Origin of the sequence: Phyllobacterium sp. P30BS-XVII (genome assembly GCF_014138335.1) — a bacterium.
GTDB lineage: Bacteria > Pseudomonadota > Alphaproteobacteria > Rhizobiales > Rhizobiaceae > Phyllobacterium > Phyllobacterium meliloti.
In genome coordinates this window covers 50,284-75,175 of the sequence record NZ_JACGXO010000011.1, presented here as the reverse complement: position 1 = coordinate 75,175, position 24,892 = coordinate 50,284, and the positions used below count along the sequence as shown (strand labels likewise).

Here is a 24,892-nt window from a genome sequence, read left to right as displayed (position 1 = left end):
ATTATTGCCTGAAGATTAGATACTATCATTTCGATATTAAGTCACTATCAAAAAGATACTAACATGGAAAAACTTTCAGACCAGCCATGTCTCATCGCCAGAAGCCTTGCACTTGTAGGTGATGCATGGAGCATGCTCATCATGCGGGATGCCCATGCAGGGCTCACGCGCTTTGACGATTTTCGCAAGAGTCTTGGCATCGCACCGACGATACTGACCCGCCGTCTGGCTGCCTTGACAGAAGATGGGTTGCTGGAGAAACGCCGCTACTTGGAGCGGCCCCCACGGGACGAGTACGTCCTGACGGCGGCGGGGCAGGACTTTTTGCCTGTACTGTTCGCAATCGGTGCTTGGGGACGCAAGCACCGTGGTGGTGGCGCAGAGGTGACGAGGTTCTTCGACGCCGAAACCGGAACAGAGATCGATCCTGTCACCATCGACCGCGCGACCGGTGCTGAGATCGGAACACGCCCCATTCGCATTGATGAACCCGAATAAATCTTCTCACTAGCAAGTAAGTATGAGGGGAGTGGCGGAATCACGTCCGCGCCCGCTAGCCGGACCCGACCACCATGGTCAAAAATTGGATAGCCTCCAAGCGTCAGTTCCTGGCAGTACGTCGCAAGGCTCAGAAGCCCTTCAGGCATCAACTTTCCTCCTCCCAGTAATAGATGCCGATGAAATTAATATGCTCCCAACAGGGCAGTGGAAGAAGATGGCGCGCTTGAGCTGGGCTGCATCAGCCATTGCGCATGAATATCCGTTTTGTAGCCAAAGGCGAGGGTGACACAAATGATGAAAAGGGCGATGCCGGACTGCACTGCCCACTCCGACCTGCATGCGGTCACGCCATAGATGTAAGGAACGTCATCATGGTTTGCCGCGCTGGATTTCTGTTCAATCCAACGTAGCAAAACGGTGCTATTGTTATTTGTATTACTATATTATAGTAATATGCTGAGGTCTGGGAGGATTTTGAAAATTTGACCAATTTCGGGAGGAGAAATCATGATTTCCATGAAGAGAATTCTGCTTGCCAGTACGATTGCCATGGCATTCGCTGGAACAGCGAGTGCTGCTGATTTGACTGTCGGTTTTTCACAAATCGGCTCAGAGTCCGGCTGGCGCGCGGCTGAAACATCCGTATCCAAGATTGAAGCCAAAAAACGGGGTGTGGAACTTAAGATTGCTGATGCGCAGCAGAAGCAGGAAAACCAGATCAAAGCGATCCGCGGCTTCGTTGCTCAAGGCGTCGACGCTATTTTCATTGCACCTGTCGTGGCGACGGGTTGGGATACGGTTCTTGCTGAGGCCAAGGAAGCCAAAATCCCGGTTATCCTTTTGGATCGTACAATCGAAACGACAAATGACAGTCTTTATCTGACTGCTGTAACGTCTGATACGGTGCATGAAGGAAAGGTGGCCGGTGAATGGCTCGCCAAAACCGTTGCTGGCAAGGACTGCAAGGTTGTTGAACTTCAGGGCACGGTTGGCTCCAGCCCAGCCATCAACCGCAAGAAAGGTTTTGAAGAAGGCATCGCATCTGCCTCCAACATCAAGATCGTCCGAAGCCAGACAGGCGATTTTACCAGGTCCAAAGGTAAGGAAGTAATGGAAGGTTTTCTTAAGGCCGAAAACGGCGGCAAGAATATCTGTGCCCTCTACGCACACAATGACGATATGGCGGTAGGTGCAATTCAGGCCATCAAAGAGGCTGGTTTGAAGCCGGGCAAGGATATCCTCGTCGTATCGGTTGATGCCGTTCCTGATATCTTCAAGGCAATGTCTGAGGGTGAAGCGAATGCGACCGTTGAGCTTACGCCTAATATGGCTGGCCCCGCGTTTGATGCTCTGAAGGCATTCAAGGACAGCGGCAAGGCTCCTGCAAAGTGGATACAAACGGAATCGAAACTGTACACGCAGGCCGACGATCCGAAGAAGGTCTATGAGGAGAAAAAGGGTCTGGGCTACTGATTAAGCCCGTCGTGCCAGTCGCTTTATTTTAAGCGGCTGGCCACTGATCGACATTTGGCTCACCGGAGAGCGCAATGACGGACAAACCCAGTCTTCTGGCCGCTGAACATATTGGCAAGTCATTCATCGGAATGAAAGCACTTGATGATGTCAGTTTTGATGTAAGAGTCGGTGAAATTCATGCGCTTCTTGGTGAAAACGGCGCGGGGAAATCTACCCTTATTAAGGTTTTGACAGGTGTGCATCGACCAGATGCGGGTGTCATCAAACTTGATGGGCAGGCCGTGAACGTGCGTGACACGCAGCATGCCCAGAAACTCGGGATCGGCACTGTCTATCAGGAAGTAAACCTGCTCCCCAATATGTCCGTTGCCGATAATCTCTTCATCGGCCGCCAGCCAATGCGATTTGGTTTTACCGATCGGCGATTAATGGAAAAACGTTCCCGGGAAATATTGGCTCAATACGACCTTGATCTCGATGTTACGTCGGATTTGTCGCGTTATTCAGTCGCCGTCCAACAACTCGTCGCTATCGCGCGTGCTGTCGATATGTCCGGTCGCATTCTCATTCTGGATGAGCCGACAGCCAGCCTTGATAGCCACGAAACCGAGATTCTGTTTGCCATACTACGCCAGCTGAAGGCTCGTGGTCTTGGTATCGTCTTCATTACGCATTTTCTCGACCAGGTCTATAAAATCTGTGATCGGGTTACAGTCCTGCGCAACGGCAAGCTGGCCGGCTGTGCGACGACTGCGGCCTTGCCCAAAATTGAGCTTGTTTCATTGATGCTGGGGCGGACTCTTGCGGTTGTCACGCACAATGTGCGTCGTGACCGACCTACGCCAAAGATAAGGCAATTTTCGTTCAAAGGTCTCGGACGCAGCCGCAGCATAGCGCCGTTCGATCTCGATATCGGCCAGGGAGAAGTAATCGGTATGGCGGGTCTGTTGGGATCGGGCCGCACCGAAACAGCCAAGCTTTTGTTCGGAATCGATGCCGCCGACAAGGGACAGGCATTCATAGAAGGTAAACCAGTTCATATTCGAACGCCGCGGGAAGCTGTCACACTAGGCTTTGCACTGTGTCCGGAAGATCGCAAGTCCGATGGAATTATAGGTGACCTTTCTGTGCGGGAGAATATTTCGCTGGCGCTGCAGGCGCAACGAGGCTGGTTCAACCGGTTGTCGCGCCGTGAGCAGATCGCTTTGGCTGACAAGTTCGTGCGGGCACTCGATATCCGAACCACCGACATTGAAAAGCCGGTCAAACTTTTGTCAGGCGGAAACCAGCAGAAGGTCATTTTGGCTCGCTGGCTCGTCACAAATCCGCGTTTCCTCATTCTCGATGAGCCAACCCGCGGCATTGATGTGGGGGCGCATGCCGAGATCATCACGCTGATCAATCAGCTTTGTGATGACGGCATGGCGCTCCTTGTTATTTCTTCGGAGATTGATGAGATCGTTGCTTACAGCACACGGGTTGTCGTCCTGCGGGACCGCGTGCATCGGGGTGAGCTTTCCGGCGATGACATCACCACTTCAAACATAATGCAGATGATCGCGGCTGATCCGGAAGGAGCCACGACATGAACCGCCTGAATAAAGCTGCGTTGACGAAAGCAGCACCGCAGCTCCTGTCGCTCGCTCTGATCCTTTTTCTCAACTATCTGGCATTTCCCGGGTTTTTTGAAATACGCCTTCAAGACGGTCGACTGTTCGGCAGTCTGATTGACGTTCTAAACCGTGGTGCGCCCGTCATTATTCTTGCGATAGGGATGACCACTGTAATCGCCAGTCGTGGCGTCGACCTCTCCGTTGGAGCTGTTATGGCTGTTTCAGGAGCACTCGCCGCCACAATGACAGTGGCAGGCTACCCCGTGCCTGTCGTTATTCTCGCCGCGCTTGGAGCAGGTTTGTTGTGCGGCTTATGGAACGGCATTCTTGTCGCTTATTTCGATTTGCAGCCAATAGTGGCGACATTGATCCTCATGGTTGCAGGACGCGGTATCGCACAGTTAATTACAGAAGGCTCCATTGTGACCTTCAATGAGCCGGGACTGATCTTCTTCGGAACCGGCTCATTTGCCTGCATTCCCATGCCCATACTGATTGCTGCATTGCTTTTATTCGTGGCGATAGCCGTGGTGCGGCGGACAGCACTTGGATTGTTGGTTGAATCCATCGGTGTCAACAGGAGTGCCAGCAGTTATGCCGGACTGAATAGCAAACTTTTGCTGCTTGTTATCTATAGTTTTTGCGGGTTTTGCGCTGCACTCGCCGGGATCATTATAGCCGCTGATATCCGCGGAGCGGATGCCAATAATGCCGGCCTCTGGCTGGAGTTGGACGCAATTCTGGCGGTCGTTATCGGTGGTACGTCGCTTTTCGGTGGCCGTTTCTCAATTCTGATGTCGGCGCTTGGCGCTATTATTATTCAGGCGATGAACACGGGTATTCTGCTGTCCGGCTTCCCGCCGGAATACAACCTTATCTTGAAAGCCTTGGTCATCATTATGATTTTGCTGGCACAATCGTTTTCATCTCTGGGCGGATGGGCGTTTCTCAAGGCAGAGTTCCGCTTGAGGGGGGCAAAGCGATAATGAGCACACGACTTCTACCGTTCTATGTGACACTACTGATTTGTGCGCTCGCTTTCGCTGCGTGTGTGTTTCAATTCCCGTCAATGCTCTCATTCCGCGTTGCAGGCAATCTGCTAACGGACAATGCATTTCTTGGTATCGCCGCTGTCGGCATGACTTTCATCATTCTTTCCGGTGGCATTGATCTGTCCGTGGGGTCAGTGATCGCTTTTACAGGCGTGCTGCTCGCAGTCCTCATTACGCATTATGGCGTTCATCCGCTGATTGCTTTTGCAATCGCGCTGTCGATAACCACAGCCTTCGGCGCAGGTATGGGTGCGATTATCCACTATCTCGAAGTGCCTGCCTTTATCGTAACATTGGCGGGGATGTTTCTGGCGCGCGGCATGTGCTTTGTGATGACAACGGATTCAATACCGATTGATCACGAATTCTATACGGCCTTGCAGGGGCTTTTTTATCGACTTCCTGGCGGTGGCAGACTGACCTTCATTGGCTGCCTTATGATCCTCGTATTCATCGCTGGCATCGTGATGGCGCATTTCAGCAAGTTTGGTTCTTATATTTACGCGGTCGGTGGCAACCGGACATCGGCTGAACTGATGGGTGTACCGGTGGCCAGAACCACGATTGGAATTTATGCGATGTCGGGCTTCCTCTCGGGGCTCGCAGGTATTGTTTTTTCCCTTTACACCTCTGCCGGCTATTCTCTGGCAGCTGTCGGCGTCGAGCTTGATACCATTGCTGCCGTTGTCATCGGGGGAACGTTGCTGACAGGAGGGGTCGGCTATGTCGCGGGTACTTTCATCGGTGTGATTATCCAAGGTATTATTCAAACCTACATCGTCTTCGATGGTACATTGTCCAGCTGGTGGACAAAGATTGTTGTCGGTGTCCTGCTTTTCTCGTTCATTGCCATGCAGCGTATATTGGTGTTCCTATCGTCGAAAAGAACAACGGCTATCGGTGGGGGATGAATTGCCACGCAACGACCTTTCAAACTATGATTTTCGCACAGCTGGTTATTCGCATACCCATCATGGTCATGTCATGCGTGCGCTTGGCTTGCGCATTATCAACGGTGATTATGCTGAAAACAGTATTTTGCCCGGTGATGCAGAATTGTTCGAAAAGTTCGGCGTGTCCAGAACTGTGGTACGCGAGGCCCTCAAGACATTGGCAGCCAAGGGGTTAATTCAGCCTCGAGCCAAGATTGGCACGCGTGTACTGGAGCGTTCCCATTGGAATCTGTTCGACCCGGACATTCTGGTCTGGCATTTCGAAGCAGGTCCCACTCCGCAGTTCCTTTCAAGCCTTCTTGAAATGCGGTTGGCACTGGAGCCAGAAGCCGCAGGTCTCGCCGCCCTGCGCAGAACCGATGTACAATTGGAAAATCTCTATCATTGGGTTGAGAAAATGGGAGAGGCAGGCCAATCGGCATCCAGCTTTGTTGATAGCGATCTTCAGTTTCATATCGCGATTGCTGATGCATCCCATAATCCATTCATGCGCTCGATCAGCGCGCTCATCGAAGTGGCTTTAGTGACTACATTCACGATCAGCTCGCCAATACCCAATCCCGAGAAACACAGCTATTCGGTCGCACGGCATAGAGCCATTGCCGACGCGATCAAGGATCGCAATGTTGGAGCTGCAAAGGACGCCATGCGCGGTGTCATTGACGATGGTGCGGAACGCGTGCTGGCCGCGACAAAGAGCGAAACGCACTAGTGGTCAAAGGGGCATGAAGCAGTTACCGAAACAAGCACCTTAAGAAGCTTAGTCGTTTGCACATCACAAACGGCCTACCAGCTCTCGGATCGTTCGCATCAAAGCGGTCGGCTATGCCGAGTGTAGGATGCTGCCGTATTTTAGGCACCCATCAAAACGGCACATGAGCAATGTTTACAAGAAAAGTAATCAGCCATTCAGCCCGACCAGGTGCCAATCAACATGTGCAAAAATCGCTCGGCAGCCGGTGACAGCGTTCCTGCGCGCCGTCTCACGATACCGATGGTTCGCGAAATCTCTGGGTTACGGATTGGCCGGGTTACGAGAAATGGATGATCCTCCTGTGGCGTTGCCAGTTTGGGCAATACGGAAATACCCAAACCTGCTTCGACCAGGCCAAGCGACGTCGATAGATGTGTCACCTCATAAAACCAGCGAAGTTTGAGGTTTGATTTTGCCAACGCTGCGTCCAAAAGGGTTCGATTACCACTGGATCGGTGAACGGTAATGAGCGGGTAAGGTGTTAGATCTTGCCAACCTAGTTCGATTTTTGCTGCGAGCGGATGATCCTTACGCACCGCAAGCACAAAGGGATCCTCAATCAGCCTGTCAAATGTGAGATCTGGATCTGCTGCTCCCATAATGTTGATGCCGAATTCCACTTCGCCGCGCGCAACCGCTAAAAGCCCGTCGGTCGCAGGAAGATCAAGAATACGGAAGCGGATATTGGGATACTCGGCATTAAACTGCTTGATCACTGTGGGCAAAAAATAGAAGGCAGCAGTAGGCAGGCAGGCAATTGTCACGAGACCGCTGCGCTGGGCTCCAATGTCCCGCACGGCAAAAAGCGAGCCGTCAAATTCCTCCAGCATGCGTTGAACGAGCGGAATGAGCTCACTCCCCACCGCCGTTGCCGATACATGGCGCGTCGTCCTTTCCAGAAGTGGCGCACCGATTGTTGCCTCGAGCTTCTGTATGCGTCGGCTTAAGGCCGGTTGCGACAGATTCAGTGCCTCTGCGGCCCGGTGAAAGCTCTCGAGCTCCACCACGAAGAGAAACGCCCGCAGGTCCAGGATCTCACAATTAATGCTCATTACACATCAATCCTTGTAAACTTTGCATTTCACATATCAATGATTTTTCTGCAAAGTGCAAGAAACCAATAGATTGTTCTGCTACACGCATGAATTGAAGAGCAATGCGCCATGAATGACCTCATTCGTATACCCTGTGTCCTCATGAGGGGCGGCACGTCCAAAGGGCCGTTTTTTCTTGCATCGGACATTCCTTCCGATCCGCATCAACGCGATCAGATTCTGCTGTCAGTGATGGGTTCCGGCCATCCACTGCAAATCGATGGCATTGGCGGCGGCAACCCTGTAACGAGCAAGGTTGCCATAGTCGGCCCGGCAACGGTATCCGGTGCAGACGTAGATTATCTTTTCGCCCAAGTCCGCATTGACCAGCAAATGGTCGACACGTCCCCCAATTGCGGCAACATGCTTGCGGCTGTCGGCCCCTTTGCCATCGAAGCCGGTCTCGTCAGGGCGACCGGACCGGTAACACGTGTGCGGATACACAATGTCAATACCGGTAAGCTCATTGAGGCGGAGGTACCGACCCCCGACGGATGTGTGGCCTATCTGGGTGACGCATCCATTGACGGGGTGCCTGGATACGCAGCGCCAATTGCACTGACATTCATGGATGCTGCCGGAGCACGGACAGGCAGATTGTTTCCAACAGGCCATCCTCGCGAAATCATCGATGGTATCGACGTCACCTGTATCGATTGTGCCATGCCCATGATGATACTCGAGGCGACGGCTATCGGGGCAACCGGGTATGAGACAGCAGCTGAACTCAATGCCAACCGCGCTCTGCTGGAGCGGCTGGAAAATTTGCGGCTCCAGGCCGGCCAGCGCATGGGGATGGGTGATGTGCAAACACAGGTCACGCCCAAACCGGTCCTTATCTCGAAGCCCAAAGCGGGCGGTGATCTGCATGTGCGTTATTTCATGCCGCACCAGTGTCATCCCTCACTTGCAACAACGGGGGCCGTCGGCATCGCTACAGCCTGCATCAGCGATGGCACTGTGGCATCACGTCTGATCGGTGGGCGCAAACTTCCGATCAATCTGGTTCTTGAACATCCAAGCGGCAGTCTGGAGGTAAAGCTGGAATCCCGGAATGGGAAAACGGCTGCCGGTATTCTTCGGACTGCGCGCCGCCTGTTTGAGGGCCAAGTCTTTGCCAAACCCGTAGCGCAAATGGTTTGCGCAGCATAATTGAACGCGGTTGCCGGGAGGGCATCGCACATCTGGGAGGAAATACCATGCGTAAACTTATACTCGCTCTAGCGGCGACTGCTGGATTTACAGGGTCAGCGTTTGCCGAGCCTGTCCGCATCAGCGTCGGCTCTTACAATCTCAACAATCTGCCATTTCCGGTAGCATCCGGCTTGGGCCTTTACGAAAAGGAGGGGCTTGAAGTCACCGTCGAGAATTTTGCCTCAGGCGGCTCCAAAACGCTGCAGGCGCTTGTGGCCGGCTCTACAGATATAGCCGTCGGCTTCTACGATCATACAATCCAGATGCAAGCACAAAAGAAAGACGTCGTTGGTATTGTGCTGCTGGCGCGCAATTCGGGTCTGGTGCTTGCAGGCGGCAAGAATTCGACATTCGACCCGGCAAAACCTGAAACCATCAAGGGTGCAAAGATCGGCATCACTGCGCCTGGCTCCTCGTCGGATTTCTTCGTTCGGTATTATCTGCAGCGCCACAAGCTTTCGGCCAACGACGTCTCGCTCATTGGCGTCGGTTCCGGCTCGGCTGCCGTTGCTGCCCTCGAACAGGGAAAGGTTGACCTGCTGGTCAATTATGATCCTGCAGCCACCTTCATTGAAGCCAAAGGTGTTGGCAAGATCCTGATCGACGCGCGTAGCGACGACGGTGCCAAGGAAATTTACGGCGGCATTTATCCAACCTCCGTTCTCTATGCTACACAGTCCTATATCGACAAGCATCCCGAAACGATCCAGAAGGTTGTCAATGCGACCGTCAAGGCACTGGAGTGGATGAACAAAAGTGCACCTGAAGAAATCGTTCAAAAGCTGCCTGAAGCGTTCATTTCCGGTGATAAGGAAACCTACATAAAAGCCGTGGCGAACGCCAAGCCGATCTTCTCCACCGATGGGCGCTTCAACGATATCGAAGTTGAAACCCCGTTGGCTGTTCTCAAAAGCTTCAATGACAAGGTGGCCGCAACGGAGATCGACCTGAAGAAGACTTACACCAACAATTTCGTCGATAAAGCGCCCCACGACGGCACGAACTAAGGGAGAGAACAATGGCCTTGGCGATGTTAAAGCCGGATGTGCAGGCAACTATTCCGCAACCACGAAAAGCGATGGTATCCATTGATTCCCTGACGATGTCCTTTGGTACATTTGTTGCGGTAGAGAACGTCAATCTGACAATAGCTGATGGGGAGTTCCTCGCCATCGTTGGGCCTACGGGATGTGGCAAAAGCACGATACTGAATGCGATTGCCGGACTGCTCAAGCCATCCAACGGCCGTGTTTCGATCGATGACAAACAAGTATCGGGCATTCAGAACGATATCGGATATTTGTTTCAACAGAATGCCCTGTTGCCGTGGAAAACCGCCATCGAAAATGTGGAACTCGGGCTTTTGTTCAAAGGGGTTGCGACAGCAGAGCGTCGCGAACGATCTTTGATGTGGCTTGCCAAAGTTGGCCTGAAAGGCTTCGAACATCGATACCCGCACCAACTTTCGGGCGGTCAAAGAAAGCGCGTGCAGATGGCGCAGGCTTTGATCAGCGGCCCAAAGGTCATTCTGATGGACGAGCCATTTTCGGCGCTTGATATCCATACCCGGCATTTGATGCAGAACGAGCTCTTGCGCCTGTGGCAGGAGGAGCGCCGCGCTGTGGTGATGATCACGCATGATTTGGAAGAAGCTATAGCACTCGGTGACCGGGTGGCAGTGCTTGCCGCGGGACCCCGCAGCCGCGTCATCAACAGTTTCGACGTCGATCTCGAACGACCTCGCGACGTTGCCGAAATCAAATTGGATCCACGCTTCATGGATCTCTACCGTAACATCTGGGCGTCGCTACGCGGCGAAGTGGAGAAGAGCTATGAACGTCGCGACTGAACGTTTTATTCAACTGGGCTTGCTTGTTGCCATTCTTGGCGGCTGGCAGATCGGAGTATCGACCGGCGTCATCGACGTATTCTTTTTCCCGGCACCCATAGACATCTTCAACCAAATCATTAGTTGGGTCATTGATCCCAATTTTTATCGTCATGTGACGATCACGTTAACCGAGACCGTACTGGGTTATGCTATCGGAACAGGTCTGGGCGTGGCCGCAGGTGTGTGGCTTGGCCTTAGCCGCAGCGCCGCGCGTATTCTGGATCCCTTCATCAAAGGGCTCAATGCTATCCCTCGCGTTGTGCTTGCACCGATCTTTGTTCTTTGGCTGGGACTCGGCCTTTGGTCCAAGGTTGCACTTGCCGTAACGCTTGTCTTCTTCATCACATTTTTCAATGCGATGCAGGGAGTGCGTGAAGTCAACCCGGTGGTATTGGCCAATGCACGTATTCTCGGTGCGAAACGGTCCGAACTTCTGCGCCACGTTTATTTCCCGGCAGCAGCAAGTTGGATTCTGTCTTCTTTGCGCACCTCTGTTGGTTTTGCGGTCGTCGGGGCCATTATTGGTGAATATCTGGGTGCGTCTGCGGGCCTCGGCTATCTGATTGCCCAAGCCGAAGGCAATTTCGATGCCGTGGGTGTCTTCGCCGGCATTATCATTCTGGCCATCTTCGTCCTCGTAATCGATCGCGTCCTTGATATGGTGGAAAGCCGCCTGATCAAATGGCGTCCCAATGCCTCTGAAGAGAGAGCAACATGATACGAACGAAGACTGTGTGGGTGGATATGTCTGCGTCAGGCGGTCATACCTCTGGAAGTGTCCAGAATTACAGTAGGTTGCGTTGCAAATGTTTCATCAATGGTGACTGTGCCATTGATGAAAAGCTTTCAACAGATCCCTTTCAAGAGGCAGCCCAGAGAAGCTGTGGAATATGATCGCACAGTCCTATCGGCCTATTAACGTTCAAGGCGACGTCTCCCGCGTCGCGCCATGCGTCCCTGAATAGGTCCCCTACTCCACCGATAGAGGCCTACGCATAAATCACAGTGGCATCAGAATGCGTTGCATCTGGTTGAAGTTGGGGGCTCTAGGCGCGCCAAGAGTTATCGTCGGTCAGATGACCGAATGACGGCCTTCAGGAGCAAAGAACGTTGGCACGGATGGCTGGGATGGGGGCGCAAAGCAGGCATCGCATCAGCACACGTGCTTAGGTTCTTGAACCTCAACATGCTTAGACAGTTTGTACAAAAATGCTGATATACCACGCGAATTGTGCCAAACGTTCCGGAACACATTTCCCCTCACAGTACAAAGCGGTCTGTGGATAATCATTTCGATACAAGACTTTAATGGGAATTGTAGACATCTGCGCTACAATCGAAAATGGGTGAAAATCGCTTATTATCGGCATTGTCAAAGGAAGCTTACTTATAGCCTTTATGGCATTTCTGTTGTGTTAGCTTTTCAAAGGATTTCTGTAATGCGGAAGAGTTGGAAAACGTGTCGACCTTCTGTTGTCCTCTTGTGCCAATTCTCCCCCAGTTGCGCACGAGCGATATCTCACCAAAAAGGGTTGGCTGCATGATCAGGCTATAATAGCGCGCCATGTTGCGATCGGGATCACAACGCGTGACATGGAATGATTGGGGGCTGTCAGACATGCCCTCCAGGATCCTGCTTTCAGAAGCAATCGTCCAATGATAAATTTGAATCTGTTGAGCTTCATCGATTCAAATCTTTGATGAGAATGTCGCGCTGCGAAGCAACTATCGGCAAGTTAAACCGAACGATTTCTGACCACGGGTGAGTGCGGACAATGCTAATAAATCTGGATCATTCCCGCCATTTGATAGTTGTCATAACCTTCTTAGCATTGTGGAATAGCTCGGCGGGGAGGCCCTGCTGGCCATCATAAACAAAGTCGATATTGGCAACAGAGCCTTAGTCGCGCGATCTCCTCACACTTGCCAATTAATATGGCCGGTGTAATGGTCCGCGGGTCAAAGCCACAGGGTAAAAGCATGAAACTTTCATCTCGAATGATTAAAGACTATCCAAATTTATCAAAATGGATATCCGAAAATATTCCGAAGACAAAGTATAACACAAAGATATTCAAGGCGTTCATGCGGCACTCTCAGCTAAGCGAGGCAGCCGCCAACTCCGCTCTGACACTCGGCAGCCTGCCGACGATAGACTGTCGGGCTATGGTTCAAACACCCCAGAAACGAAAACCTGGCCACATGTTAAACGGCCAGTTTGATCATAGGTACAAGAATACCGTTTTTATCGCATTGAGTGTTTGTGACAGTATCGAGAAGTCGGGCATATATGAAGACCCCGAAACAATGCGCCTTATGATTGAACGCACGGTTCTACATGAGATGGTTCATTGGGGAGATCTCAAGGATGGCACGTCTCTTCCGGGGGAAGCAGGTCGTGAATTCGAGAAGGAAGCATATGGAGGACGGTTAGTCCCCATATTTTGACCCTGCGAGTGGCACATTGATGCCGTCGGGATATCGCGCGTCGCGTACCTCGTCTGGTCTTTCAAATCCAAAATCGCATATGTGGAACGGCCCCGTTTGCAAGGCTTTTTTTCATGCGTTCACCCGGTTGGACGGTGCAGTCATATGTCCGGCCTATTTATGGATCGTTAGCCCACTGGCCACGATGATATCCGCGAAGCAAATCGCCTGATCACGTTCTCGCGCTAAAATGCGCCTGCGATTTTACGGTCTGATTTGCGTCGGGATGCTGTCCCTCTGGGTTCATCACGTTTCAAGCACCTTGCCCTTTTTCCCGGTGAATTTGCACCGGAAAGCCTATTGCCGAGTTCTATTCACCGGCGTCGCTATGAGTGGTGTGCGATAGATCCCACCCTTAACCAGAAGAGCCCAGATGATGCGCGCGATCCTGTTGGCCAAGGCAACAGCCACAACCTTGAAGGGTCGGCGCTGCAAGAGTGCAACAATCCATTGCGGCATCTTAAAACCAGTACGGGCAAGTTTGAGGACTGCTGTCGCGCCAAGAACAAGCAACGTTCGTAATTGCTGGTTTCCTCGTTTGGAGATGGATCCAATTCGTTCCTTTCCTCCACTGGAATGGGCGCGAGGTGTTAACCCAATCCATGCAGCAAAATCACGACCAGTCCGGAAACCAGCAGGATCGGGCACTGCTGACCGCACTGTTGCGGCGATGATTGGACCAACACCAGGAATGCTGATCAATCGACGAGCAGCTTCGTCGGCTTTCACACTGGTAAGGATTTCCTTGTCCAGCCTTTCGATACTATCCGCCAGTAATTCGATCTGTTCAGCTATTTCCATCAGCGCCATGCGTGCGGCATCTGGCAATCGATTATCAGTTGCATCACGTACGATGGCTGAGAGCTTGGCGATGCTGGTCATCCCTGTGGCTGCTACAATTCCAACTTCAGCCAGATGTGATCTCAAGGCATTGACGGCTTGAGTGCGTTGGCGGATCAGCAATTCGCGGGTCTTCAACACCATGCCCGCCGCTTGCTCGTCCTCTGCCTTGATCGGAACGAAGCGCATGGTGGGGCGGGTCACTGCCTCACAAATCGCTTCTGCGTCCGCCGCATCGGTCTTGTTGCGCTTAACGTATGCCTTGACATACGCCGGCGGCATTAACCGAACATCGTGACCCAATTCTTGCAACTGTCGTGCCCAATAATTGGCGCTGGCACACGCTTCTATCCCGACGAGACAAGGCGATAGTTTCTTGAAGAACGGCAGCACCTGCGAGCGCCGCAACGTTCGGCGCTCAATCACTTTTCCATCGCCAGCAATGGCATGTACCTGAAAAATCGACTTGGCTAAATCCAGCCCGACTGTGGTAATCATGGAACGGTCCTTTCTTATCTCCCGTTGCAAACGGCAACCTTAGGCACTTTTGATGCCGTTCGGGAGGGGCCGTTCCACATCATCACGTTCGGGCCTATTGGTGTTGAGGTTCACCAGCTCCTAATGTGCTCAAGCCCAGTCAAATGCGGGCTCGAAAGAAAGCAAAGTGCAAGGGCAGTAGACATTTACGCAATTCTCTGAGTTCCATAAATTCCGTACTGCGATCCGTGGCATCGGATTTGGCGAAGCCTTTTGTCAATTGCATGGCTTTCGGTTCGTACCCGTTCAAGGCGTTAGCAATTGGACTGTGCCAACATGGCTCGTCCGGTTTCAGTCTTGCTCAAAGAACAGTTGCCCTTCGGCAACCGACCTCACGCCAACTGCCGATAGGTAGTGGTGCCGATTCCAAAAGCTGTTATCTCATTTCAATGGGATCAGGCCGGCGTTCGTCGGTTTGAAGCCACAGGCGTCGAAATAAAACGGCCTGAGATGTGGATCGAAGTCTACATGCAGCCACTCGCAGTCGGTCCGCCTTGCATGGGCGACAGCCTCTTCGATCAGGGCCTTCGCAATACCCTGGCGTTGGAAAGCGGGATCGACCATGGTGTCCAGAATAAAAGCATGCACTCCCCCATCCCACGCCACGTTCACGAACCCGACCAACCTTGCGGATCGACGAATGCAAACCCATCCGAGACTGAAGTGATTGACTTGGGCCCACCAGTCGTCCGCCGACGCCCGGTGTTCAAAGCATTTCGCGTGGAGAGCGTTGACCTCCGCGTTCTCGAAGGCTCCGCGCCATTCAGCAATTCCCGAATTGAGAGATGAAGGAAAAGGCATACTCACCCTTAGATCGTCGCCGTTGTTCAGGCAAGGTCCGCATCCATCCAATATTGCCTTAACGAAGACAGTCCACTTTCCACCTCAAACCAGACAGCCAGATCCCGTACGCAGAACGGCAGCTTTAAGGAAATGTCGTAGCTTGGTTTAACGACCGGATGCGTGCGCAAAGTGGCCAATGATTGTTTGGTCTCCCTAGTCCTCATTATTGCGAACGATCACGGCCATATCGGAATAGATATCCAGCGAACTATTTCAGCGGCAGAAACAGGTCTGTAATCACCTCATATGCTGATGCCTCTGGAATGAACGACAGCCGGCGTTGACAATAGATCGGGAAATCACGTGCTTCTTCGCCGCTGGCCGGAAGCCAATCCCGATAAAGGTAGAACGCAGCAGGCTCCAGATTGTTGGTATTGCCTGGATAACGCAATACCGCGCAACGTCCGCCAGGAATTTCGCCGGCCTTCATGCGCTCATGGTTCGCCTCAATCGGCCGATCAGTACTGATACATAGATCCATGCTATAATCGGCAGCGATCGCAGGCTCTCTTTCGGAGCGGAAGACCATGAACGTAGAACTTGTCTCCGGCGATAAGCCGTTTGCCTTGCTCCAGGCCCTGAAGCGCTTGAATGTCTCCGCAAGTCCTGCCCGGTCACCCCGATGCTGCATGATAGCCACCGGCGTTGCAGGGACATCTCTTATAGTTACGTCATCGTGGTCAAAGATTATATGCATGAACTTATTCCTTGCGTTGTCGATCGGCCCGAAGGCCACAAGCCACGTTGCCCAATCGGGAGATTTACGGAATGACGACGGCGATTGTCCTAACCGTTGCCGAAATGCGCGGGCGAAGGCATCCGGTGCTTCGTAACCAGCATCCATAGCGATGTCGGTGACGCTCTGTCCGTCTCTGCAGGCAAGCCCGTGTGACGCACGCTTCATACGCGAGAGCTGGATATAGCGGTGCATGGACAATCCAAAGGTTGCCATGAATTGCCGCTGGAAATGGAACTTCGAGAATGCCGCGATGCGGCTCACAGTTTCCAGATCCAGATCGTCATCAAGGTGTTCATCTATATGGGTTAGCACCCGCTGCATTCGGGCACGGTAGTTTTTAAGCGCTATCTTCATCGTCTCTTTCTTCGTGACGACATCAGTTACACCTTTCCGTGCATTTTGCGCTCGACCGATCTTGCGATTTTGGGTCTGTGAACTTTGCAGAAGTACGGATAACGCGCTTTGTTTGTTCGAGACGCCTGCGCGGCACTTGTACATTCGAACATTTCATTCGAGAGGGATTGTTGAGTTTATCGCCCACCTGACGTTCATTGAACCGGCACTGGGGCTGCGGTCTGGCTACAGGAGACAGCCCCAAAATCGATCCTCGCAAAGGTATCGCGGCAATACGGAGCAATGTTGAAAATTTACTTGGGTATCCGAATTCCCGGGGGCGAATACGAAGCGATGTTTGATCTGAAAAGTGCTCATTTTGCTGGAGCTGCTCTCACGATCAAATCAGTCTCATGGTCAGCAGGATAGAGCATTTCAAGCGCGATTTCCGAGATCGTGATATCCACTGGCGTGCCGAAGACAGTGACCGTGCTGAAGAATGACAGAAGGCCTAGTCTTGTCTGGATACGCAACGGGATCGCGAATGCGGAAGCGTGATGTGAATGAGCCGGTTTCCCGGATGATCCATGCAATGCCTCGGCTTCCTTCAGCAGGTCACACAGTCGTGGGTCGGCGGTCAGTTCGACTTCGCGTCGCAATCTTGTCAGAAGATGATCGGCCCAGTCGTCGAGATTGAATATTCGCGGTGCAAGACCATCGGGATGGAGCGATAGACGCATAACGTTGACGGGAGGCTCCAGCAACTCGGCACTGACCCCCTCATATAACTCCTGAAGAGCGGCATTTGACGCCACCACATTCCAATGCCGATCAATTGCAAATGCGGGAAAGGGCTTATGCGCCTCGATAGTGCGTCCGATAGCGGACAGTAAAGGCTGGATCGAAGGATCGTGAAGCGGCGTTTCATGAAAGACAGGCGCAAAGCCCGCTGCAATCAACCAGACATTCCGTTCGCGCAAAGGAATATCCAGTTCCTCCGCCAGGCGCAGCACCAGACCACGGCTCGGCGCTGCACGGCCCAATTCCAGGAAGCCCAGATGGCGCACAGATACGCTGACCTGCAATGCGAGGGCCAGTTGCGAAAGCCTGCGCCGTCGGCGCCATTCGCAAAGTTGTTTCCCGAAGCTTACGGTCGCTTGTAGCATCTCTATCTGTACTTCCAATGATTGGGCGTGTAATTATCTGTCGCGAATATGAGATAAAGAATAACGCGCAAAGATCGTCGTGAAAACTACCTTCCAGGTAGCTGACTTGATGGTCTGCATTGTCTCATTATCGGCTGACCACGCAACTTCGGCGAAGAGAAAGCGATATGATGACGGATTTTGAGAAATTGGCGAACAGATATGTGGCCGTCTGGAACGAGCCGGACCAGATGAAGCGCCGTAACGGCATCGAGAGGCTATGGGTGCAGGACGGCTTGCATTTCACGCCGACCCGAGATGTCAAAGGCTATGATAGATTGGAAGCCCGAATTGAGGAGTCCCATAACAAATTCGTTCGAGAGCAGGGATTTGTCTTCCAGGTCGCGGGCGAGCCGCTGGGCCATCACGACGTCGTCAAGTTCCATTGGGTGATGGTTGACCCAAAATCGGATACCATCAACGCCGTTGGCTCCGACGTCCTGCTTCTGGATGAAAGCGGTCTCATCATTTCCGACTATCAGTTCACCGAGCCGCTCACGCGCGCCTGAAGAGGAGGGGCCCATGTCCGTCACTTATGTCATTACGTTCGATGTCGTCGCTCAACAACGATCGCGCTTCCTTTCGCTTCTTGAGGGCGTGCTAGACGCAATGCGATCTGAACCCATGTTCCATGAAGCCGTTCTCCACAGCGATCCGGCATCGGATTGCCGTTTCATGCTCTATGAGACATGGGAAAATCACGACGACGTGCTGAACGTGCAGCTACAGCGGCCCTACCGGCTGGCGTGGCACGAAGCATTACCCGAATTGCTTGAGAAAGACCGCGACATTTCGATATGGAAACCTGTCCGCTCGGATCGTTTACAGCAATAACCACGATCGCGTGATCACTGGGATTGCGGGAAAGAGAACAACTACGGACTTTATATCACTAATCGAGAATACCGAAGATTTCCAGGTAGGCCTTCCAGTTTATCTGCTGCCCGCACTAAACAGGGAGTGAAGATACAGCCCTGTTGTGGAGAATGAATGCTCGTACAGTAGGGGATGCTTCGGTTTTCCTATGGGCAACTGCAAGTTCCGAGGTTGTCTTGTTATCAATGATTGGTATGTAGCGAATGCCGGGCAAGTGAAGGCAATCAAGCGATTTGGGTACGAGGGCTATTCCAAGTCCGACAGCAACCATACTGGCTATAGTAAGAAAATCGCGTCCGTTGGGATTGATCACCGGCTGAAACCCGGCTTCGTTACAGGCCAAAATTGTGTTCCTGTGGAATCCAACATCTGGCGATTGTCGAGGCGCTATGAAGGTGTGCTTTGACAGTCCAATGAGGTCGATGTTCGTGCTTGACGCCAAGGGGTGCGTGTCCGGCAATGCGACAACGAGTGGCTCTCTCAATATAACGCTCGTCGTGATGCCGGAAGGGATTGGGGCCGGCGGCCTGATGTAGCTGAAATCCAACGTTCCATCTGCAAGTTCGGTGAGTTGCTGTAGCATCTCCATCTCGACCAATTGCAATTCCACGTCGGGATAAGCCTGCCTAAAACCGTTGATGGTTGCGATCAGCACGCCGCAATGGGCGGCAGAAGCGACATAGCCGATTGAAATTCTGCCCGTCTCACCGCGCCCGACGCGCTTCAATGCGGCGAGGGTGGCATCCGCTTGCGCCAGAACCTTTTTTGCTTCCTCAAAGAGCAGTTGGCCGGAGGCTGTCAGCCGCACCGAGCGGCGGCTCCTGTCGAGCAGCGGCACGCCCACAATCGATTCAAGATTTATGATCTGCTGGCTTAGACCGGGCTGCGCTATTCCAAGCCGCGCCGCTGCACGCTCGAAATTGTGCTCTTCCACCAGAGCCACGAAATACCGCAGATGTCTAAGCTCAAAACTACCGGCGCGCGTGGTGTGGATCGTGCTCATGTCACCCATTCGAATTAGAATAATTACAACCTATGAACTCGTCTGTTTTTCATAAGTATGACTTCTGAAAATACCCGGCGTCACTTATTGGATCAAGCGGCAATCCTTATTTATAAAGATGAGATATTTAATCAAGATTTATCCTGCGTTCGATCTTGTGATCGCGGGATAGCCGAATATAAGGCGTTAAGGTGGGTATGGGGTCGAAGTTGAAATTGTTGCGGGCAACGAGGGTAGTGCTTGCGGGGTGTGTCGTGTTTCCGTTTACGTCGCCTGTATACGCGCAGGAGGCGGGTAATGCGATTGTCCTTGACCCAATCATAATCAAAGCGAACGAGGACAATCCGACAGGTCCCGTCGATGGCTACGTGGCGCCAACGACTGTAACGGGGTCAAAAACATCAACACCGCTGATCGAGATTCCGCAGGCGGTAAGCGTGATCACGCGCAAACAGCTGGATGATCGCGGCGTGCAGGGTGTCAGCGAGGCGCTGAATTATACGGCGGGTGTTTTCAGTGAGCCCTTTGGCGGCGATCCCAGATTCTCTGACCCGATTATCCGAGGTTTTTCCGCCGAGCAGAATATCTACCTCAACAGCTTCCGTTTCATTCGCGATTTCGGCGCTTTGGCGTTCGAGCCCTATGGGATGGAGCGTATCGAGGTTCTCAAAGGTCCGGCATCGGTGCTTTACGGACAGGCTGTACCGGGCGGGATTGTCAATCTTATTGCCAAGCGCCCGACTTTTACGGAGTTTCGCGATTTCAGCACCGAGGTCGGAAGCAACCAGCGCTATGTGGGCAAGTTTGATATTGGCGGTGTTGTCAACGAGGACGTATCGTATCGGCTGACTGGACTTGGTCGTCTGGCGAATACGCAGCAGGATTATGTGGAAGACAATCGCGTCTACATTGCGCCGGCCATTACCTGGTCTCCCGACGCCGATACGTCGCTAACGGTGCTTGCCAGCCTGCAATACGATAAAGGCAATTCCCCGCTTGGACTGCCACAGGCGGGAACGCTTGATCCAAATCCCTATGGCGGAAAAATATCGAGAAGCACCTATATTGGCGAGCCTGATTTTGATCGCTCGAAAAGTCTGACGATGACTTTGGGCTATGAATTCCGTCACCGTTTCAACGAGACGTGGGAATTCAGACAGAATGCCCAATATGTGAATGTCGACTTCGATTATCAGAATGTCTATTTTTCATCGCTTCGGCCTGACTATCATACCGTGAATCGCAGTGCTTCCTTTCAGGAAGAGGATATTTCCAGCTTCGGCGTCGATAATCAGCTCGAAGCAACATTCGACACCGGCCCGCTTGAACACAAGCTTTTGTTCGGGCTCGATTATCGTGATCACAAGCAATATCGCTCGTCTAATTTCTCGACCGGGCAGACCCCGATTGATGTTTACGATCCCGTTTATGGCGCAACCATCAGATACAATCCCGCCTCAACGACAATCTCCAATGACAGGCTGCGGCAAACGGGTCTTTATGCGCAGGACCAGTTGAAGTTTGACAAACTGACAGTGACTTTAGGGCTTCGTCAGGACTGGTCCAACATCACGGATACGCTTGGCGACTATCAGGCGGATGATTCCGCCGTCAGTGGCCGGGCTGGCGCGGTCTATCTGTTTGACAATGGCCTTGCGCCCTATGTCAGCTATTCAACCTCGTTCGACCCGCAAGTAGGGCGCACCACCGCTGGTGATCCCTACAAGCCATCGGAAGGCGAGCAGTTTGAACTGGGCGTGAAGTATCAGCCAACCGGCCATGACAGTTTTATCACCGCCAGCTATTATGACCTTACACGAACCAATGTTGTTGTGAATCAAGCAGGTCTTGTCGGGGGGAACCTGCAACGGGTAACGACCCAGTCCGGCGAGGTTCGCTCGCGTGGATTTGAGCTTGAAGGTGTCGCAAGCCTGAAGCAGGGGTTGGATCTGACCGGAAGCTACACCTATACGAGTGCTGATATAGTGGAGGGTACAGATACCGTGACACGCGGTGTCATTACGGCCACGACCACCGGCAACACTCCGGCCAATATACCCGAGCATATGGCCAGCCTGTGGTTGAACTATGCGTTCCAACCGGACACCGCCCTTGATGGTTTTTCGATTGGCGGCGGCGTTCGCTATATCGGCAAGCGCTATGGCAATGATGCGAACACTATCAATCTGCCATCTGCAACATTGTTTGATGCCGCCATTCGCTACAAGAAGGGGGATTTCAAAGCGGCGCTAAACGTGAACAATATCGCGGATAATGATTATGTCGCCAGCTGCAGCTTTGGATGCACCTATGGCGAGGGGCGCAGTGTGATTGGTAGCTTGAGCTATAGTTGGTGAAAAAGCCTTTGGGAATGCTGCCATGATATCGCGCCGGAAAGCGCTTGGCCTTCTTGCGGCATTCAGTCTGGTTCCCGGCATTTCGCGGGCTCAGGGCAAACGCATTGCTGCCATTGATTGGGCGATGCTGGAAACGGCACTCGCGCTTGGTGCGTCTGTTGTTGCGGCAACCGAATTGAAGCAGTTCCGCAAGGAAGCCATCGAACCATCGCTTCCGCCTGATATTACGGATCTGGGTCTGCGCGGATCACCCAATTTTGAGCTTTTGCGGTTAATGACCCCGGATATTATTCTGAGTTCTCCCTTCTATGCGCGCAATCAATCCAAGTTTGCGGAGATAGGTCAGGTCATTTCCTTGCCATTCTACGTTAAAGGCGAACCTCCCTTCGAAAAGGCTCTCGCTGCTGTCGCGTCGCTGGGAAAAATACTTGGTGTAGAGGCGAGGGCCGAGACGCTGCTTGCCGAGACGAACGCTGCGATCGATCGATATCAGACTGATCTTGCGCGGTTCGCACTGCGTCCGACCTATCTGATCAATATTGGTGATGCCCGTCATTTTCGTGCCTTCGGTGCGGACAGCATGTTTGGTGACGTTCTTGTGCGTCTGGGGCTGGCCAATGCATGGATGGAGCGATCCCAGTTCAGTTTTGCGGCTCCCGTGCCGATAGAGAGGTTGGCAGAAGTTCCCGAAGCCCGTATTCTCATCGTCTCCGACATTCCGGTGGAAGCAAGGGAAGCCTTGAAAAACAGTATTCTGTGGAATGCCCTGCCGGCCGTGAAAAACCGGCGTGTGGTGCAATTGGACAATGTGAACCCTCACGGCGGAGTACCGGCTGCAATGCGTTTTGCGCGCTTGTTTCATGTGGCGCTGACACAGCACCCGGACGCGCTATGAGTTACGCCACGCAACGCATTCGCCGCCGCCTCCTGTGGTCCGTAACGGGTTGCACGGCCGCTTTATTGTGCCTTTACAATATCTTGCGTTACGCTCCTGCCAGTGGATGGCCGTCACTGCCGTTTGATCCCGGATCGATGACAATCGACCAGATCATCATCGTGTACGGATTGCTGCCACGCGCTGCTGTTGCCTTGTTGTGCGGTGCTGCTCTTGGTCTCTCAGGGGCGCTGTTGCAACGCCTGCTGCGCAACCCGATTGCCGATCCTTCCACTTTGGGCATCTCATCCGGCGCGCAGCTGGCCATGGTCATGGCAACGCTCTACGCCCCAAATCTGATTGAAAGCAGCCGTGGGCTTGTCGCGCTCTCAGGGGCGGGCGGTGCGGCGGCCCTTGTTCTCATTCTCGGATCGCGGCGTGATCTTGATCCGGTTGTGATGATCCTTGGCGGCTTGCTGATCAGTATTACCGCAGGTGCGCTCTCCGCAGCGCTCGTCCTTTCCCAAGGCGAATATCTTATGTCGCTTGTCGCGTGGAATGGCGGCGCGCTCAGTCAGCAGGATTGGCTGACAACACGAAACCTGCTCATCCAATTGGCGCTGGGCATCGTTGCGACAGCCATATTAGCCAGACCTCTCGTTATTCTCGGGTTGGATGACAGCAGTGCGCGGAGCCTGGGATTGAGCGTTGGTGCCTTGCGTCTGGCTGTTGTTGCATTGGCCGTCTGGCTTGCGGCATCAGTGTCGGCGGCGGTTGGCCTTGTCAGCTTTGTAGGTCTGGCTGCGCCATCGCTGGTGCGACTGGCTGGTATTCGGCGTACCTCATCCGTGCTGGTGGCCTCGCCAATCGCCGGTGCATTTTTGCTGTGGCTGGCTGATGGCTTCGTACAGTTGCTCAGTTCTTCGACAGGTGAAACCTTTCCGACCGGGGCAGTAACGGCCTTGCTCGGCGGCCCTTTGCTGCTTTGGCTATTGCCGCGACTGAAATTGCGTCAGCCTGCATCACAAAAATCCGGACAGTTGGCGCATCGCCTGAGACAACCCATAGTCTGGCTCGCGGTTCTTCTCGCCATCATCCCGTTGCTTGCGCTTTTGATCTTGTCGCTGGGCCGTATTCCCGACGGCTGGGTGATTTCAACTGGAGCGGTCTTTAAAGACCTGCTTCCATGGCGCGGCCCGCGACTTCTCGCTGCCGCATCAGCAGGCGCGCTTCTGGCGCTTGCGGGTACGGTCATGCAGCGGATTACCGGGAATCCAATGGCGGGACCTGAGGTCATGGGTATCAGCGGCGGCGCCGGAGTAGGCTTTGCAGCCGCGCTTTATATTTTCGCAGCTCCCGGACCTGCCGAACTCTTTGGCGGGGCGGCCATAGGCGCAATTGTGGTGCTTTTGGCTGTCACCGCTTACGTTCTAAAGCGGAATATCCCAACAGATAGATTGTTGCTCGCCGGAATTGCAATCAGCTCGCTCGCCTCCGCAATTCTTTCGTTGCTGATCGCGACCGGTGATCCGCGGTCGTGGCAGATTCTGGTCTGGATAAGCGGCTCTTCCCTCTCCGTGACCTTTACGCAATCAATTGTTTTGGCCGGACTGGCAATCGTCATATTGCTGGTCAGTCTGCTTTGTGTGCGTTGGCTTGAAATATTGCCACTCGGTGATGCAATGCCTCTTTCATTGGGCTTATCGGAACGGGGCAGCCGTATTGTTCTCATAAGTCTCGCGGCCATATCGACAGCTGCCGCATCAATGCTTGTCGGACCGCTGAGTTTCGTGGGTCTTATGGCACCCCATATGGCCCGTCTGGCGGGATTTCGCGGCGCGGCAACACATCTGCTCGCCGCCTGCCTTATCGGTATGCTATTGATGCTTGTTGCAGACTGGGGATCGCGGACGGTGACGTTTCCCTATGAACAGCCGCTCGGCCTTTTTGCGTCACTGGTTGGAGCGCCATATCTCATCTGGCTGATCAGTCGCAAAATATGATGAGATATCTTCATAAGAACGTCTAGGTGCAAAAGGCGTTATCGAGTCGCCCGAAGTCTCTGTTGATCTCGGCGATCGCAGCTCGGCTCACCCCCGTATCCGCGACGTCAAAGACCGTAGCCTGCGTGCTGCCTCCATTCTTGACGATGGCAGCTACTGCGCTTTCCAATGTTTCGCTGGTACGTCCGGTTATGATCACAAGAGCGCCCGCGTCAGCAAAGGCGCACGCAATCTCGAAGCCAAGGCCGCGGCCGCCTCACGTGATAA

At 53.1% G+C, this 24,892-nt stretch carries 23 protein-coding genes and 1 pseudogene; 16 read left to right on the top strand and 8 right to left on the bottom strand.

The features are described from left to right. The first annotated feature begins 63 nt into the window (after window positions 1-63). The 6 genes from FHW17_RS23430 to FHW17_RS23405 all read left to right on the top strand — a co-directional run bounded on the left by FHW17_RS23430 (window position 64) and on the right by FHW17_RS23405 (window position 6,307). On the top strand, window positions 64-498 hold the full coding sequence (locus tag FHW17_RS23430) for a helix-turn-helix domain-containing protein (RefSeq protein ID WP_112526513.1): 435 nt from the start codon (window positions 64-66) through the stop codon (window positions 496-498). Window positions 499-1,017: 519 nt separating this feature from the next. Next, complete coding sequence (gene ytfQ, locus FHW17_RS23425; protein ID WP_210276010.1) at window positions 1,018-1,974, top strand: galactofuranose ABC transporter, galactofuranose-binding protein YtfQ; 957 nt, start codon at window positions 1,018-1,020, stop codon at window positions 1,972-1,974. A gap of 74 nt (window positions 1,975-2,048) precedes the next feature. After that, a complete protein-coding gene (locus FHW17_RS23420; protein WP_112526517.1) occupies window positions 2,049-3,566 on the top strand; it encodes a sugar ABC transporter ATP-binding protein in 1,518 nt (505 codons plus the stop codon). After that, window positions 3,563-4,576, top strand: a complete 1,014-nt coding sequence (locus tag FHW17_RS23415; RefSeq protein ID WP_112526519.1) for an ABC transporter permease — start codon at window positions 3,563-3,565, stop codon at window positions 4,574-4,576. Before FHW17_RS23420 ends, FHW17_RS23415 begins: the two co-directional genes overlap by 4 nt. Next, window positions 4,576-5,553 carry a galactofuranose ABC transporter, permease protein YjfF gene (gene yjfF / locus FHW17_RS23410; protein ID WP_112526521.1) on the top strand — a complete coding sequence of 326 codons (978 nt, stop codon included), beginning with the start codon at window positions 4,576-4,578 and terminating at the stop codon, window positions 5,551-5,553. The genes FHW17_RS23415 and yjfF overlap by 1 nt, the downstream gene beginning before the upstream one ends. Before the next feature lies 1 nt (window position 5,554). Continuing rightward, window positions 5,555-6,307 carry a FadR/GntR family transcriptional regulator gene (locus FHW17_RS23405; protein WP_182510941.1) on the top strand — a complete coding sequence of 251 codons (753 nt, stop codon included), beginning with the start codon at window positions 5,555-5,557 and terminating at the stop codon, window positions 6,305-6,307. A 197-nt stretch (window positions 6,308-6,504) separates the two neighbouring features. On the opposite strand, the gene FHW17_RS23400 is transcribed toward FHW17_RS23405, so the two are convergent. Continuing rightward, window positions 6,505-7,401, bottom strand: coding sequence for a LysR family transcriptional regulator (locus tag FHW17_RS23400; protein ID WP_112526525.1), 897 nt, complete (start codon window positions 7,399-7,401; stop codon window positions 6,505-6,507). A 111-nt stretch (window positions 7,402-7,512) separates the two neighbouring features. Here FHW17_RS23400 and FHW17_RS23395 point away from each other — a divergent pair, with 111 nt between their 5' ends. From FHW17_RS23395 to FHW17_RS23380, 4 genes are read left to right on the top strand one after another with little or no spacing between them, the layout of a single operon-like run. Then, on the top strand, window positions 7,513-8,595 hold the full coding sequence (locus FHW17_RS23395) for a 4-oxalomesaconate tautomerase (protein WP_112526527.1): 1,083 nt from the start codon (window positions 7,513-7,515) through the stop codon (window positions 8,593-8,595). Window positions 8,596-8,642: 47 nt separating this feature from the next. Next, window positions 8,643-9,644 (top strand): ABC transporter substrate-binding protein, encoded by a 1,002-nt coding sequence (locus tag FHW17_RS23390; protein WP_112526529.1) that lies wholly within the window; start codon window positions 8,643-8,645, stop codon window positions 9,642-9,644. Window positions 9,645-9,655: 11 nt separating this feature from the next. Then, the gene (locus tag FHW17_RS23385) at window positions 9,656-10,486 is read left to right on the top strand and encodes an ABC transporter ATP-binding protein (protein ID WP_112526531.1); all 831 of its coding nucleotides are present in this window, start codon (window positions 9,656-9,658) and stop codon (window positions 10,484-10,486) included. Further along, window positions 10,470-11,246 (top strand): ABC transporter permease, encoded by a 777-nt coding sequence (locus tag FHW17_RS23380; protein ID WP_112526533.1) that lies wholly within the window; start codon window positions 10,470-10,472, stop codon window positions 11,244-11,246. The genes FHW17_RS23385 and FHW17_RS23380 overlap by 17 nt, the downstream gene beginning before the upstream one ends. A gap of 665 nt (window positions 11,247-11,911) precedes the next feature. On the opposite strand, the gene FHW17_RS23375 is transcribed toward FHW17_RS23380, so the two are convergent. Next, window positions 11,912-12,148, bottom strand: coding sequence for a WGR domain-containing protein (locus tag FHW17_RS23375; protein WP_112526535.1), 237 nt, complete (start codon window positions 12,146-12,148; stop codon window positions 11,912-11,914). A gap of 360 nt (window positions 12,149-12,508) precedes the next feature. Between FHW17_RS23375 and FHW17_RS23370 the strand changes: the two genes are divergently transcribed. Continuing rightward, window positions 12,509-12,976, top strand: coding sequence for a hypothetical protein (locus tag FHW17_RS23370; protein ID WP_162700448.1), 468 nt, complete (start codon window positions 12,509-12,511; stop codon window positions 12,974-12,976). 336 nt (window positions 12,977-13,312) lie between these two features. Here the strand turns inward: FHW17_RS23370 and FHW17_RS23365 are convergent, their stop codons facing one another. From FHW17_RS23365 to FHW17_RS23350, 4 genes are all read right to left on the bottom strand, one after another. Further along, complete coding sequence (locus FHW17_RS23365) at window positions 13,313-14,353, bottom strand: IS110 family transposase (RefSeq protein ID WP_112526539.1); 1,041 nt, start codon at window positions 14,351-14,353, stop codon at window positions 13,313-13,315. A gap of 420 nt (window positions 14,354-14,773) precedes the next feature. Then, window positions 14,774-15,193, bottom strand: coding sequence for a GNAT family N-acetyltransferase (locus FHW17_RS23360; protein WP_182510927.1), 420 nt, complete (start codon window positions 15,191-15,193; stop codon window positions 14,774-14,776). A 250-nt stretch (window positions 15,194-15,443) separates the two neighbouring features. After that, complete coding sequence (locus FHW17_RS23355) at window positions 15,444-16,328, bottom strand: AraC family transcriptional regulator (RefSeq protein WP_182510937.1); 885 nt, start codon at window positions 16,326-16,328, stop codon at window positions 15,444-15,446. Window positions 16,329-16,681: 353 nt separating this feature from the next. Continuing rightward, window positions 16,682-17,473 (bottom strand): helix-turn-helix domain-containing protein, encoded by a 792-nt coding sequence (locus FHW17_RS23350; protein ID WP_112526543.1) that lies wholly within the window; start codon window positions 17,471-17,473, stop codon window positions 16,682-16,684. Window positions 17,474-17,640: 167 nt separating this feature from the next. On the opposite strand from FHW17_RS23350, the gene FHW17_RS23345 reads away from it, so the two are divergent. Beyond that, entirely contained in the window at window positions 17,641-18,021 is a 381-nt protein-coding gene (locus FHW17_RS23345) for a hypothetical protein (RefSeq protein ID WP_112526544.1), read from the top strand. A 13-nt stretch (window positions 18,022-18,034) separates the two neighbouring features. Further along, window positions 18,035-18,346, top strand: a complete 312-nt coding sequence (locus tag FHW17_RS23340) for a putative quinol monooxygenase (protein ID WP_112526546.1) — start codon at window positions 18,035-18,037, stop codon at window positions 18,344-18,346. Between the two features lie 115 nt (window positions 18,347-18,461). Here FHW17_RS23340 and FHW17_RS23335 read toward each other — a convergent pair whose 3' ends face one another. Then, window positions 18,462-19,391 carry a LysR substrate-binding domain-containing protein gene (locus tag FHW17_RS23335; protein ID WP_112526641.1) on the bottom strand — a complete coding sequence of 310 codons (930 nt, stop codon included), beginning with the start codon at window positions 19,389-19,391 and terminating at the stop codon, window positions 18,462-18,464. 254 nt (window positions 19,392-19,645) lie between these two features. Between FHW17_RS23335 and FHW17_RS23330 the strand changes: the two genes are divergently transcribed. Genes FHW17_RS23330 through fhuB form a run of 3 tightly spaced genes read left to right on the top strand, consistent with a single transcriptional unit; the run spans window position 19,646 to window position 24,625 of the window. Next, a complete protein-coding gene (locus FHW17_RS23330; RefSeq protein ID WP_182510926.1) occupies window positions 19,646-21,748 on the top strand; it encodes a TonB-dependent siderophore receptor in 2,103 nt (700 codons plus the stop codon). Window positions 21,749-21,770: 22 nt separating this feature from the next. After that, window positions 21,771-22,643 (top strand): iron-siderophore ABC transporter substrate-binding protein, encoded by an 873-nt coding sequence (locus tag FHW17_RS23325; protein WP_112526550.1) that lies wholly within the window; start codon window positions 21,771-21,773, stop codon window positions 22,641-22,643. Then, on the top strand, window positions 22,640-24,625 hold the full coding sequence (gene fhuB, locus FHW17_RS23320) for a Fe(3+)-hydroxamate ABC transporter permease FhuB (RefSeq protein ID WP_182510925.1): 1,986 nt from the start codon (window positions 22,640-22,642) through the stop codon (window positions 24,623-24,625). Before FHW17_RS23325 ends, fhuB begins: the two co-directional genes overlap by 4 nt. A 22-nt stretch (window positions 24,626-24,647) precedes the next feature. On the opposite strand, the pseudogene FHW17_RS25295 reads toward fhuB, so the two are convergent. Beyond that, window positions 24,648-24,869 (bottom strand): annotated as a pseudogene (locus tag FHW17_RS25295) (SDR family oxidoreductase); the annotation flags it as partial. Window positions 24,870-24,892: the final 23 nt, after the last annotated feature.